At 42.4% G+C, this 14,086-nt stretch carries 12 protein-coding genes and 1 tRNA gene; 8 read left to right on the top strand and 5 right to left on the bottom strand.

The annotated features are described in order from the left end of the window. The first annotated feature begins 237 nt into the window (after positions 1–237). From JMY09_RS04320 to JMY09_RS04310, 3 genes are all read left to right on the top strand, one after another. Positions 238–906 (top strand): glutathione S-transferase, encoded by a 669-nt coding sequence (locus JMY09_RS04320; RefSeq protein WP_201622352.1) that lies wholly within the window; start codon positions 238–240, stop codon positions 904–906. Positions 907–1,096: 190 nt separating this feature from the next. Continuing rightward, positions 1,097–1,324, top strand: a complete 228-nt coding sequence (locus JMY09_RS04315) for a hypothetical protein (protein ID WP_201622387.1) — start codon at positions 1,097–1,099, stop codon at positions 1,322–1,324. A 118-nt stretch (positions 1,325–1,442) separates the two neighbouring features. Then, a complete protein-coding gene (locus tag JMY09_RS04310; RefSeq protein WP_201622351.1) occupies positions 1,443–2,648 on the top strand; it encodes a ribonuclease Z in 1,206 nt (401 codons plus the stop codon). A 159-nt stretch (positions 2,649–2,807) separates the two neighbouring features. Here JMY09_RS04310 and JMY09_RS04305 read toward each other — a convergent pair whose 3' ends face one another. Further along, positions 2,808–3,782 carry an ATP-binding protein gene (locus tag JMY09_RS04305; RefSeq protein WP_201622350.1) on the bottom strand — a complete coding sequence of 325 codons (975 nt, stop codon included), beginning with the start codon at positions 3,780–3,782 and terminating at the stop codon, positions 2,808–2,810. Between the two features lie 203 nt (positions 3,783–3,985). Between JMY09_RS04305 and JMY09_RS04300 the strand changes: the two genes are divergently transcribed. Continuing rightward, complete coding sequence (locus tag JMY09_RS04300; protein ID WP_201622349.1) at positions 3,986–5,104, top strand: protein kinase domain-containing protein; 1,119 nt, start codon at positions 3,986–3,988, stop codon at positions 5,102–5,104. A gap of 7 nt (positions 5,105–5,111) precedes the next feature. Here the strand turns inward: JMY09_RS04300 and JMY09_RS04295 are convergent, their stop codons facing one another. From JMY09_RS04295 to JMY09_RS04280, 4 genes are all read right to left on the bottom strand, one after another. Beyond that, positions 5,112–5,639, bottom strand: coding sequence for a hypothetical protein (locus tag JMY09_RS04295; RefSeq protein ID WP_201622348.1), 528 nt, complete (start codon positions 5,637–5,639; stop codon positions 5,112–5,114). Positions 5,640–5,828: 189 nt separating this feature from the next. Then, positions 5,829–5,913 (bottom strand) — tRNA-Leu (locus JMY09_RS04290). A 223-nt stretch (positions 5,914–6,136) separates the two neighbouring features. Then, the gene (locus JMY09_RS04285; RefSeq protein ID WP_201622384.1) at positions 6,137–7,984 is read right to left on the bottom strand and encodes a sigma 54-interacting transcriptional regulator; all 1,848 of its coding nucleotides are present in this window, start codon (positions 7,982–7,984) and stop codon (positions 6,137–6,139) included. A gap of 183 nt (positions 7,985–8,167) precedes the next feature. Beyond that, positions 8,168–9,553: a two-component system sensor histidine kinase NtrB gene (locus tag JMY09_RS04280; RefSeq protein WP_201622347.1), complete on the bottom strand. Its 1,386-nt coding sequence runs from the start codon at positions 9,551–9,553 to the stop codon at positions 8,168–8,170. 143 nt (positions 9,554–9,696) lie between these two features. On the opposite strand from JMY09_RS04280, the gene rimO reads away from it, so the two are divergent. The 4 genes from rimO (at position 9,697) to uppS (ending at position 13,951) form a co-directional block, all read left to right on the top strand. Continuing rightward, entirely contained in the window at positions 9,697–11,298 is a 1,602-nt protein-coding gene (rimO, locus tag JMY09_RS04275) for a 30S ribosomal protein S12 methylthiotransferase RimO (protein ID WP_227677155.1), read from the top strand. Between the two features lie 163 nt (positions 11,299–11,461). Then, complete coding sequence (gene pyrH, locus JMY09_RS04270) at positions 11,462–12,187, top strand: UMP kinase (protein ID WP_201622346.1); 726 nt, start codon at positions 11,462–11,464, stop codon at positions 12,185–12,187. A gap of 127 nt (positions 12,188–12,314) precedes the next feature. Further along, the gene (gene frr, locus JMY09_RS04265; RefSeq protein ID WP_201622345.1) at positions 12,315–12,869 is read left to right on the top strand and encodes a ribosome recycling factor; all 555 of its coding nucleotides are present in this window, start codon (positions 12,315–12,317) and stop codon (positions 12,867–12,869) included. Positions 12,870–13,207: 338 nt separating this feature from the next. Beyond that, complete coding sequence (uppS, locus tag JMY09_RS04260; RefSeq protein ID WP_201622344.1) at positions 13,208–13,951, top strand: polyprenyl diphosphate synthase; 744 nt, start codon at positions 13,208–13,210, stop codon at positions 13,949–13,951. The last annotated feature ends 135 nt before the right edge of the window (positions 13,952–14,086 follow it).

Genomic DNA, 14,086 nt, shown 5'->3' with positions numbered 1-14,086 from the left:
AACCAAAACGGCGGTTGGTATAGCTGAAACTATTAAATAAAGCTCAACCAGAATATAAGCCGCTCAACCTTGACTAAGCAGATATTGTTTTTCGTAACTGTGAGCCTGTTAGATAGTTCAAAACAGCTAATAATTGCGGTATGATCGATAATATTTGTACTGACAATTTCTGCAATCATAAGTGGCCTATCTGAATAAATAGCTGTCATTTATGACTACTCATTAATAGGATAATTTATGCTACATTTGCATCATTTAGAAAACGCACGCTCGTTTCGCATCTTATGGCTACTAGAAGAGCTAAATGCGGATTATAAGCTGACGACTTATAAGCGTAATAAGTCACACTTAGCACCAGATAGCCTAAAAAAAATCCATCCTCTAGGCCATGCGCCTATATTAGAAGTCGATGAGCGCCCTTTAGTGGAGTCAGGTTTTATTATCGAATACCTACTGAAACATTATGATAAACAGCAGGAATTTAAGCCCGTAGATAGCGATGAGACAGCTTGGGAAGATTATACCTTTTGGTTGCATTTTTCTGAGGCCTCAGTAATGCCATTATTGGTTATGCGCTTAGTATTTACAAAAGTAGTGCAAAGATCACCGATGTTGATTAAGCCGATCACTAAAGGGATTCGCAAGCAAGTTGAAAACAGCATGATTAGTAGCAGTTTGGAGACTATGCTAAATATGATGGAGCAACAGCTGCAAGACAATCATTGGTTCGCTGGCACTGCTTTTAGCGCCGCTGATATTCAGATGCATATTGCCGTAACAGGGGCTAATGCAGGACCAGGCTTGGATAAAGTAAAATATGTTAATTTACTTAATTGGCTCAAACGCTGTGAAGAGCGCCCAGCCTTCAAACGTGCAGTAGAGAAGGGTGGTCGGGTCAAGTTCTAATAGGGCTTGGGTTAGGGTGTTTTAAGCTTATTATTTAACTTTACCTTTTAAGCTTGAAAGTTTAACACAGCCTAGTTATCACGCAGCAGCCGTTTGGCAAAGCATAATCTTTACTACTATATATACGAATTTATTATCATCACTAATGACCAGCCATTACTGATGAACCGCTTCTTGATAAGGCAATAGGATGAAAGACCCCGACAACAGACCGTCAAAACTAACCGATGAACCAGCTGCTAATGTTAAAGATAACTCCATGAGGGCTTGGTCACAAAAACTACTAGTAGCGTTGCTTTGTGCGGCTAGCTTTTATGGGGGATGGAAGTCTCATGAGTCAAACATGGCCAACGAATGTTTTGCTAGTGGTGGTCAGATCATCGAAGGTGGAAAAACCGTATTATGTCAGTTGCCCTAGCTATGATGGTCTCAAAGCGTAGCTTGTTACCCATAAAGCTGTTAAACCCAATATTGTTAAACCTAGCATTGCTAAACTTGGAATTTTTAACGACAGTATTGTTTAATAGAGGTGAGCTATGTTACAACTGACCTTTTTGGGGACTTCTGCAGGAGTCCCTACTAAGCAGCGCAACGTCACTGCGCTAGCTGTTGAATGCTTGAATCCTCATCTAGCAGGTACCAAAGATAATAATCAACGCCATAACCTAGATAGTGGCTCCAATAGTGATGTAAGCAGTCACTCAAACAGTAACTATCAAAATAAAAAGTCACGGCCTTGGGTATTAATTGACTGTGGCGAAGGCACGCAGCAGCAACTATTACACACCAAACTGTCATTACATCAGCTTAGCGCCATCTGTATTACCCACGTCCATGGCGACCATTGCTATGGATTGCCTGGTCTGCTGGCCAGTGCCGCCATGTCAGGACGGACTACAGCGCTTACCCTTATTGCTCCTCAAGCGATTGCCGACTTGCTCGATGCCGTGAAGCTAACTACTGAGTTATACTTGCCTTTCGCTATTAATTTTATAGCGATTGAGGAGTTATTGTCTGCTCAAAACAGCCCAGCGGCAGCCGTAGTGACTCTGAATCTGGACAAGCAGCAGCAACTAAAAATCGATGTTGTGAAGCTATCGCATCGGGTACCTTCTCATGCTTTTGGTATCACTCAGACTATTAGCCATCGGCGCTTAGATACTGACAAATTGGCAGCGCAAGGGATTGCAGCTAGCGCGCTATGGGGCAAACTGCAACAAGGTGAAGATGTTTGTACGGCAGAAGGGCAAACATTACTGTCAGCAGATTACGTCCATAATGAAGAGCTACGCACTCGGATAGTTGTCGCAGGTGATAATGACACAGCGACTTGTCTAACATCAGCAGTGCAAGATACCGATTTATTGGTTCATGAAGCTACTTATACCGCTGAGATGCTCGCCAAGATTCAAGCTAAAGCGCAAGCTAAGCATCCTGATTTCGATCCCATGCACAGTAGCGCGCAGCAGATAGGTCAATTCGCTCAACAGGTTGGCCTTAATAATCTCATCTTGACCCATTTTAGCGCCCGTTATCAAAGCTATGATAAGCCAGCTAGTGATAAAGATAATATGGGACATATTCGTCTTGATGCCCAAAGCAGCTATCATGGTAACTTATGGTTGGCAGCAGATTTTGCCCAATATAGAGTCAGTGGTAAATCGTTAGGATTAGCTAGCCAAAGTGACAGCCGAGTTGAATATATTGGCTCTGCGCTTGCTAGTGAGGGGCGTAAATACTAGCTTTGAAGGCAGTCTAGCACGCCCTAGTAATAGGATTATGATCAGCAACTATTACCTGCAGCGCAGCTTAAACTTTTCAAAACTAAACAGCTCTTTATGCTATTAGTAAGCACACACTTATAGGCATAAGCTTACTAAAGCGAGGCAAGTTAATGCATCTCAAGATTCACTATCAGTAGCAGCCAGTTGCCTCTTACCGCTCCAATAGCGGCTGAATTGATAAGCTACTCGTCCCGAACGGCCGCCACGCTCTGACGCCCAACGTAATGCATCGGCTCTGACTTTATCAGCAAGCGCACCCTCATCATCTATAGCTTGTTCAAGCACTGAGTTAGCAGTGCCGCTAGCCAAACTATCTGCAAGCGGTTTACTCTGTAAAGTCAGATAATGTTGCACGATCTGCAAGTAAGTGGTTTGATCCATTGGATAAAATGATAACCACAAACCAAAACGATCCGATAACGATACGGTCTCATCTATAGTCTCGTAAGGGTTGACTTCATCGGTCTGCCCATTATAGATATTAATATTGTCTTTCATTAATTGTGGTAACAGATGGCGACGATTACTAGTGGCGTAGACCAATAGCTTATCTTGCTCAGAGTCGAGCGCACCATCTAGTACACTTTTTAGCGTACGATAACTCTCATCTTGCCCATTAAAGGCTAAGTCATCACAATAGACTACGTAGCGGCAGTTGCAGTCAGCAGGCAGCTGATTAATAGCCGCGCGAATCTTGTCCAATACTAGTAAATCATCACGAGCGATCTCAATAACTCGTAGACCTTCCTTATGATAGGCTTGCAGTAAAGCCCGAATCAAGGAGGACTTGCCAGCACCGCGCGTACCAGTCATCAACACATGATTGGCTGGATAGCCTTTTAAGAATTGGCGAGTGTTTTGGATCAGTTTTGATTTTTGCGTGTCAATACCATGCAAATCATCTAAGTTCAAAAATAGATTGACCACTAACGGCTCTAAATGACCCGTAGCGCCCCCAACCCAACGATAAGCCAGTTGGGCAGGATCTATCTCGATAGTAGGAGTGACTTGCTGCTGCAAATATTGACTTAACAAATCGAGTAAAGGCGCGGGTAGGGCATAACCACTAGAAGACTCAAGGGACTGGGACATAATGACTCTATTGTTAATAAATGAAGGTTTTTTTAAAAGCTGGCTGGCGAATGTATCAAGGTTGAATCGCTGTAATAATATACCCCACTCAACGGCATATGAGCTAAGGTAGTCTATAATTGTAAAGCAACTATTTGCACAGAATATAAGTTAAGATCACAAGCTATGGCAAAACTTATGACAGTTAATAGCAAGGTTATAACATGAAAAATAGTGCCAGTAATTGCTCGCAAATACAAGCTTTGCAGCGGCAGTCTAAGCAACTATTGCCAGAAATTACCGCTATATTTTTACAGTTGGATTATAGTCAGATAGTTCATCAACGTATTAGTCAGCAGAGTAGTAGTCAAGATGAATTTTGCCAAACTGCTACTAATCAACAAGCCATCACTCAAACAGTACTTTACCAAGGATTGACTCGCGCTCGCCATCCATCGTTTGGGGCCGTAATGATTAAATGGCAACTGACTATAGCTGATAGCAGTAATAGTTATCAGGCAGCTGATCTAAATCATGAAGCTCACGTGCTACAAGCTTTACAGATCTCGCAACAATCGCCAACAGCCACTCTAGCTATAGCACCGCCTACACTAGCTTATACAACCTCGCCTATAAACCTACTCCAGCAACCTTATCAGCTTAGCCATTTAGTGCTGCCTTTTTATCCATTAGGTAGCTTAGCGCAGCAGCTAAAGAGTAAGCAACACTCATCGTTAACCCCTGTGCAAAAACAGCACTTTATTAAGCAAGCGGCTTGTATTATAGCGGCTTTGCATAAACAAGGTTGGCTACATAATGATCTTAAGCCAAGTAATGTTTTGCTTAGTGAGCCAGTGCTAAAAAACATTTTTTTATCAAGTAATACTACTGCTATTAATACGGCTACTGAGATTAATGCGGCTAATGATACTAATGCCAATAGGAAGATAGCTAGTTTGCTATTAACGGATTTTGCTTTAGCTGAGCGTATTGATAGGGGAGTGAGTAAAGACGTTAAGATAAATACTGCTGGTACGCCAGCTTATCTTGCCCCTGAACGTTGGCAAGGACACGCGGCTACTGAGCAAAGCGATGTTTATGCCTTTGGGATTATGATGTATGAGATATTGATTGGTGAACGGCCATTTAATATTACAGTGGGAAGTAGGGATCCGCTAAAAGAGTGGGCGATTGAACATTGCCAACAGTCCATCCCTGTATTGCCAGTTAAATATCAGCAGTACCAGGTTATTATTAATAAAGCGTTAGCTAAACAGATTAAAAATCGTTATCAGGATATGCAAAGTGTTGTAGTAGATTTAGAGTTATTCACAGACAACTAGGGCCGTATTATTGATAGTCTTGATAAAGGGCTTCGACAGTCTTGTCATTCACAATGCTCTCACACTGAGCAAAGTTAGTATCAAAGACTTTCTTTTTCTCATTAACTTCATCTATAGGCGTTTTTTTGGGATTAGAGTAATAACTCTTAGCACTGACAACATAACGACTCAAGGTATTCAAAGCTTCATCACAAACCTCAAACGGGGCAATAGTAGGTACACGGTTAATATCTATATTGTCCATCACTCTATAAGTATTATTGATAGCAAGCCCTAATAGCTTAATGTCCTTAGTAGCAATGGCACTTTGGGTATCGGCTTTTAGAACGGTTAATTCTTTTAACAGAATATCTGCATCATGATGAAAACCTGCAAATTTCTCTAAGCTCATCATAATCTTGGTATTGGAATCCGCAGCAGTCACAGTAGCATTGGCATCGGTCGATTCAGCCGGCTTATATAAGACGTTGATACCCACAAACCAAGCTACCGCTACTACTAGCAAGCCTATAGCTACCCATAATCCTTTACTCATTGTTTTAATCCAATCACTTTATACACTAATAGATGGCAGAATTTGCGGTTGCAAGTGCTGCCCTATGACAGTTTACACTACCTATAACTAGGAGTCGCTACTGGATTTATCACTCAAATCGCAGACACAAAAAAACCTGCTAAAAAGCAGGTTGATTTTTAATCTGGTCTAAGATGTACTATCCGAAAATGGTGGGGCTGGAGAGACTCGAACTCTCACACCTTGCGGCGCTAGAACCTAAATCTAGTGCGTCTACCAATTCCGCCACAGCCCCATTTCGTTACTCTATCATTATTAACGTTCAAATTCAAACGACATACAGATAGTTAACTGATTCGGTAGTGCGTCTCAGTGGTTGGCTATTATATAGAGTTTGAATAGTTTGGCAAGCCCTTTTTGCAGTTAATTTTGATGTTTTTATCGATATATTAATTTTTTAGTACTAAGCCATTGATATAAATGTATATTTTATATAATTTATTATGATAAATATTTATTTAACTATCGGTTTTGCTAGCTGCTGTTGTCTCTACTGTCGAGTCCTCTAATAATGCTAGTTTACGGGTCAGAGTATTGCGCCCCCAACCTAATAGAGTAGCAGCAAGGTTCTTTTTACCCTCACTATGGGTGAGGGCGGCACTCAATAGGATACGCTCAAACTCAGGGTTTGCTAGCTGTAGAATATCAGTAGTTCCCTCTTGTAAGGACTGCTTTGCCCAGACTGCTAGCGCTTGTTGCCAGCTCATATTTAGGGTAGCAGAAGTAGAAGCGTGAGGGACAGTTGCAGGCGTACTAGTCGTTCCTGTTAATACCGATGAATCAGGATTGATATTTAGTGAGCTGGACTGTGGAATCCTATCTATCTGAATATGCTGCTGCTGGTTGAATTGAGCTGGCTGTAGCGGAGGGTTATCGACTATCGCTAACAGCTCTGGGGGCAAATCTTCAGCTAGCACTTTATCACCAGTAGTCATTACTGTTAGCCAAAGACAGACGTTCTCTAACTGGCGAACATTGCCACGCCAGTCAAAGTTTTGCACAATATGCATGGCGTCAGGGTACAACTGCTTAGCTGTGGTGTTCATCTGCTCACTAGCCCGCTGCATAAAATGGCTGGCGAGCGCAGGGATATCTTCACGCCTAGATCGTAACGGTGGCAGTGGTAGGCGAATGACATTGAGGCGATAAAACAAATCTTCTCGAAATTTACCTTGTTGCACTAGATACTCTAAGTTTTGATGGGTGGCAGCAATGATACGTACATCGACTTTTACGGGCTGTTGACCGCCAACTCGATAAAACTCGCCATTGGCCAATACTCGCAATAAGCGCGTCTGAGTACTAAAAGGCATATCACCAATTTCATCTAAAAATAGCGTACCACCATCGGCTTGCTCAAAGCGTCCTTGGCGCTGGGTTGTGGCGCCGGTAAAAGCGCCTTTTTCGTGACCGAATAACTCAGACTCAATCAAGTCATGAGGAATAGCGGCCATATTGAGCGCAATAAAGGGCTGCTGCGCTCGTGGGGAATGCTGATGCAATGCGCTAGCTACCAACTCTTTACCAGTACCGGACTCGCCAGTAATAAGCACGGTAATAGGAGAGTGGGCTAGGCGGCCTATAGCACGGAATACGGTTTGCATCGCTTGCGACTGACCGATAATTCCACTGGGATTATCCTTACTGCTAGGGTCTTCTATTACCGCTTTATCTTTTATAATCGGTTTTACAGCTGGTTTTATACTGATACTACTTTCCCTGTTGCCAGTGCCAGTAATGCTCGCGGTGTTATTAATATTGTCAACACCGGCCTTAGTATCGTCACTAGCCTTACTATTAAAATTTTTGCTAACACTGTCATTAATATTGTCACTAATTTGCTGATCTTTTTTATCTATGTTATTGGCAGTGGTTTGCTGGTTCTTCTGCTCACTAGGCTGATAATCAATAGCTTTATATATAGTGGCAACGGCGTCATCTAAATCAAAAGGCTTAGGTAAATAGTCAAAAGCACCCGTCTGATAACTATCAATGGCTGAAGTGATATCTGAATGGGCGGTCATGATGACTATAGGCAGTTTAGGGAAATTACTGTGCACCCAATCGCTGAATGATAAGCCATCCATCATCGGCATACGAATATCCGTCAAGATAACATCCGGTAGAATGGCGTGGCTCTCATGCTGCTGCAACACATCGTTGAGTCGTATCCACGCCGCTTGCGCTTGAGTAAAGCTGATCACCTCGAGATTGGCATCGCTAAAAGTATCAGCGAGCACCAAACGCAGCGCAGCATCGTCATCAATAAGCCATAACGTTGCAATTTTATCGGAGCTAGCGCTCATTTGGCTAATATTGTCAGCACTATTGGTTTTATAATCGTCATCAGAACTGCTATTAGCAGAGTTATTCACAGTATTGTCTATATCAGTATCATAACGCTTAGTCATATATAAGCCTTTAAAGATAATTGAGCCAAATGCTTACTTAGCCTGTTACTCGAATCGGTGCGGTTTACCGAGCCAACTTCAGCTAGTGATAGGTTGAGTAAAAGGCAAGTATAAGATGAAGCTAGTCTCGCTACTATCGGGCATCTGTTGGGAGATAACATCTATCATACCATGATGTCGGCTAACAATATCTTGGACAATCGCTAACCCTAAGCCTGTCCCAGCTGCACGACTAGTCACCATCGGAAAGAATATCTGACCAATAAGCGCGGAGTCTATGCCGCTGCCGTTATCAGTAATAGTGACTTGCAACACTTGCTTATGTTGCTGGCTGCCGATGGTATGTTGAAAAGCAATGCGTGTCTGAATAGCTAGCTTTGCTTGATAAGTAGTTGGCTTGGGTAAATTGTCTACTGAGCTATTATTAATCGTTGCTGCACTAGAGTGAATAGTATTAGCACTATTCACTAGCACTTGCTGATGCTCTAGCATCGACTCACAAGCGTTGTTTATTAAGTTTAAAAATACTTGAATCAACTGATCTTTATCCGCTACTAAGTCTGGTATAGATAAATCATAATCGCGCTGTAGTTTGACGGTTGGATACTGACTCAATACTAAAGTTAACACGTGTTCAAGGGTTTGATGAATATTTAGCGCTTGCCAATTGGGCAGTTGATTAGAGCCAAGAAGTTGGCTGATGAGTTGAGTCAAGCGGTCAGTTTCTGAGATGATAATATCAGTATAAGTCAGTAACTTTTGGTTTATAGTTTTGATATTTGGCTCAGTATCATTGGCTGCTATAGCAGTAACTAAACTATCCACTGAGGACAAATCGTTCACTTTAGCAAACTGACGTTGTAGTAGCTGCGCCGCCCCGCGAATCCCAGCCAAAGGGTTTTTGACCTCATGGGCTACTGAGCGCAGCATATGTCGGGCCACAGCATATTGCTGCTGTTGTCGTTGCTCCTTTGAGATACGGCTGTGTCGATCCTTACTCCACATCTCAATGATAAAGTAAGTCTGCTGCTCATAGCTGACCGGCGTCACGCTATAGTCTACTAGCAGTATAGCGCCACTATGACTGCTGCTATTACCCTCTAGTAATTGCGGGCTGATGCGATGATCATGATCGATAAAGGGCTGCTGATATTGGTGGGCATGAGCGAAACGCTCAGTTAATGAATAGGTTTTATGAGTAGCGGTTTCGCCTGATTGTGGCTTATCTATTGACTGTTTTATTACATCTAAGTCGGTGCCATCATTTGTTTCTGCCGGAGCTAGTAAGGTCAAGATAGAATGATTCAGTAGCCGTCCACGACTAATAGCCAGCAGTTGCTCAGTCTGAGTATTGAGCCATTTGATATCTAGAGATTCATCGACCCACAAAACCGCAGTAAATAAATGCTGTGATATAAAGGCTAAGTCGGGAGTAGTTTCAGCTGTAATAGGACGAATGCTCATGACTAAAGCCTAAATAAAGGGAGTAATAGAATAATAACGCTATTATTTAACCATAAATCAACAGCATAGCACGGCAAAACTGGTGATTATCACAAAAAAAACGTACAATGCGCACAGCCAATTTATCTCTTGCAAGGTCAGCTATGTCCAAAATTTCTACACTATCTACTGATGTGAAAGCGTCACTATCGACTTTATCATCAGCAGCTACAGAGTCTGTAGCGTTAGCGCAACTTAATGACAGCGTAACGGTATTCAATCCGGCACAAAGTCAGACGTCGCTCACAGAGCCTGTCAGCACTCATAAAGCCACTCACCATAAAGCCAATCATAATCAAAACCGTAGTATCAGTCAAAGTGGCGAGGCGAGTAGTGCTAATGCTGCGACAGCTAGTGCACCGACCACTACACCAAAAATTGGCTTTGTCTCTTTAGGCTGCCCTAAAGCTTTAGTAGATAGCGAACGTATTATCACTGAGCTGAGCCGCGATGGCTATCAAGTAGCTAGTGATTACGAAGGCGCTGACTTAGTAGTAGTCAATACTTGTGGCTTTATCGAGTCAGCCGTACAAGAATCGCTGGACGCTATCGGTGAAGCTATTAGCAAAAACGGTAAAGTCATTGTTACTGGTTGCTTAGGTAAAGAGGCGGACAAGATTAGAAAAATGCATCCTGCGGTATTGGCAGTGACTGGTGCCCATGCTTATGATGAAGTAATTAGGGCAGTAGCGCTGCATGTACCTAAGCCGAAGCGCGAATTAACCGATGAATATAATCCCAAGATAGACTTAATCAATGAAGCGGATATTAAATTAACCCCTAGTCATTATGCTTATCTAAAGATTTCAGAAGGCTGTAATCATCGCTGTACTTTTTGTATCATTCCAAGCTTACGTGGCGATTTAGTCTCACGGCCGATTGATAGCGTAATGAATGAAGCTATGGCACTAAAAAATGCTGGGGTAAAAGAGCTGCTAATCATCTCGCAAGATACCTCTGCTTATGGTCTGGATCTGAAATATAAGACTAGTTTTTGGAACGGAATGCCGCTGAAGTCCAAATTTTATGACTTGTGCCAAGCGTTGAATCAGCTAGGCATCTGGGTGCGTCTGCATTATGTTTATCCGTATCCTCATGTCGATAAAGTTGTCGAGCTAATGGGTGAAGGCAAGTTATTGCCTTACTTAGATATTCCGTTTCAGCATGCCAGCCCTCGCATCTTAAAGGCGATGAAACGCCCAGCGCATAGCGAAAATACTTTAGCTCGTATTCAAGCTTGGCGGGCTATTTGTCCCGATATCGTCATTCGCTCAACCTTTGTAGTTGGTTTTCCTGGTGAGACTGAAGAAGACTTCCAATGTCTGCTTGACTGGTTAGTTGAAGCTCGCCTTGATCGCGTTGGTGCTTTTACTTATTCAGAAGTCGAAGGCGCTGTTGCTAATGACTTGCCTAATCCAGTACCTGAAGCGGTTAAGCAGGAACGTTACGAGCGCTTTATGGCGCTACAGCAGGATATCTCTGCCCAAAAGCTGCAAGAGAAAATTGGCAGGACTTTAACCGTGTTAGTCGATGAAATCGATAGCGAAGAGAACATCGCTATTTGCCGTAGTTATGCCGATGCGCCTGAAATTGACGGCCACGTCTATGTCGATAACATTACTGCTAACGTGCAAGTCGGTCAGTTATTAACGGTGACTATCGATGATGCTAGCGAGTACGACTTATTTGCCAGTTATAAAGCCTAGGCATTGCTAGTATTTGCTGGCAATAATGCGCTAAAGGAAAATTGCCCAATAGTCGGTAGTTTTTGCTACAATTAGCGCAATTTGTTTGCTGTATCTAAGTGTTTATTATTATAATATTTACATTTAACCCTAATATTGGTGTTCAACTATAAAAGGTACCCTCATGTCTGACAAGAACCCTCGTTACTCGCGCATTTTGCTTAAACTCTCAGGCGAAGCCTTAGCAGGTGGCAAAGAGATGGGTATTGATAGTGAAGTGCTCGATAATATGAGTTTATCCATCGCCCATTTGCGTGGTCTTGGAGTACAAGTAGGGATCGTAGTTGGCGGTGGTAACTTATATCGTGGCGCACAATTACAAAAAGAAGGCCTAGTTGGCCGAGTAACTGGCGACCAAATGGGTATGTTAGCAACCGTGATGAATGGTTTAGCTATGCGTGATGCGCTTGAGCGTCGTAATATTAAAACCCGCCTGATGTCAGCGTTGCCTATTGGTGAAGTTACCGAAAGCTACAGCAGCCGTAATGCTATTCGCTACCTCAAAAACGGCGAAGTTTGTATTTTCGTTGCTGGTACTGGCAACCCTTTCTTTACTACCGATACGGCAGCTTGCCTACGTGGTATTGAGATTGAAGCGGGTCTGATTCTAAAAGCCACTAAAGTTGATGGGGTCTATGATAAAGACCCAAGCTTGCATAGTGATGCGGTTAAATATGACGGTTTAACTTTTGATGAAGTGCTAGAGCAAAAGCTTGGGGTAATGGATTTGACGGCTATCGCTTTATGTCGTGAGCATAATGTACCCTTGCAAGTCTTCGATATGACTAAACCGAACGCTTTGCTAAATGTAGTTATGGGCGAAAATGAAGGCACAAGAGTCTATCACTAAGTGAATAGCCATATAGCTACATAGCCACGAAGCGGTTAATTAATAAGCTACTATTTTATAAACCATTATTCAAAATAAAAACCAATAACATAGCATATTATCGTTAGCGATAAATAAGGACAACGACATGATTAAAGAGATTAAGCAAGAAGGCGAAGCGCGCATGCAAAAAACCTTAGAGGCGCTAGAAAGCACCTTTAGTAAGGTCCGTACTGGACGTGCGCATCCAGGTATGTTATCAGGTATTATGGTCAGCTATTATGGTGCTGCTACGCCTTTGAACCAAGTGGCTAGCGTCAACGTTGAAGATTCACGCACGCTATTAGTACAGCCGTTCGATCGCACTATGATACAAGCAGTAGATAAGGCCATTCGTGAAGCCGATTTAGGTTTGAACCCGATGACTGCCGATGTTATCCGAGTTCCTATGCCATCATTGACCGAAGAAACCCGTCGTGACATGCAAAAATTAGCACGCGGTGAGGCTGAAAACAGCCGAGTTTCTATCCGTAATGTACGCCGTGATATGATGAATGACATCAAAGAATTGGCAAAAGAAAAAGAAATATCAGAAGATGACGAGCACCGTGCTAGTGATGAAATCCAAAAAATCACTGACAAATATATCGAAACTATCGATAGCCGTCTAAGTAAAAAAGAAATTGATTTGATGGCAGTGTAAACAACGCTGTAAAAGCGCTACATCAATAGTTAAATAAGGACTGGTCTCTTGCAAGTTGTATTTGTTAAGTTGCCAGTTTTTTAATGGTTGGCGTTTAAGCGGTAAAAACAATCCGCTATCATTATCTGGTTTGTTAACTGTATTACTAGCCATAGCAGAGACTGCTAAACAAGCTATCAAGCCAAAAATTGCACCTTATGAAATAACATAATATTAATGCACTTACAAATCGTTAATCATTGAATTTACCTTACATACTTACTAAGCTGAATATGCTGATACGTAGTAAAAAGTAACTTTTATCTCATGAATTTCATTACTATTAAAATGGTTCTAAAATGTTGAAAGAAACCGATATCGACCTCAAGCCCAAACACATCGCTATTATCATGGATGGCAATAATCGTTACGGCAAACAACATGCCCTAGCGAAGGGCGAAGGTCATAGCAAAGGTAAAGATGCACTAGACCCTATCGTTGAGTATTGCCGCGAAGTAGGTATTAAAGTATTGACGGTATTTGCTTTTTCTAGTGAGAATTGGCAGCGCCCACCTGCTGAAGTGGCTTTATTGATGCAGTTATTAAAACTGACTATCGATGAGCAAATGCCTCGTATGCAAAAGCATCATATTAAACTACGCTTTATTGGTGATCGTAGTCTATTGAGTGACGAGTTGCGCACACAAATGGCGGATGCTGAAGCTCAGACGGCTCATTATGAGGCGATGACCTTAGTGATCGCTATCAGCTATGGTGGTCAATGGGATATCGCTCATGCAGCCCAGCAGCTAGCTGAGCAAATGCAGGCCGGACAACTGCGTATCGAAGATATCAATAAAGAAAAGCTGGGCGAATATGTCCAATTAGCAGATGCGCCTGCGGTAGATATGTTGATTCGTACGGGCGGAGAGTACCGACTGTCGAACTTCTTGTTATGGCAGTCCGCTTATGCTGAACTGTTCTTCACTCAGACATTGTGGCCGAATTTTGCTGCAGAGGAGTTGGCGACGATGATCAAAGAGTTTGCTCAGCGTCAGCGTCGATTTGGCAAGACTAGCGAGCAAATACAGACCTCATCATGATTGCTAAGCCAATCAATGTAACTGAACCTGTCAAATTAGCTGTTATAATGCAGCTTTAATTGCCATTCTTTCACTGACTGTTGGCTATTAAGAGCTATTTTTTCATTCATAGATGTTTTTATTCAAGACTATAAA

Origin of the sequence: Psychrobacter urativorans, from assembly GCF_904846695.1 — a bacterium.
GTDB lineage: Bacteria > Pseudomonadota > Gammaproteobacteria > Pseudomonadales > Moraxellaceae > Psychrobacter > Psychrobacter urativorans.
The sequence above is the reverse complement of the archived record's forward strand: the minus strand, read 5'-3'. Positions and strand labels throughout refer to the sequence as shown.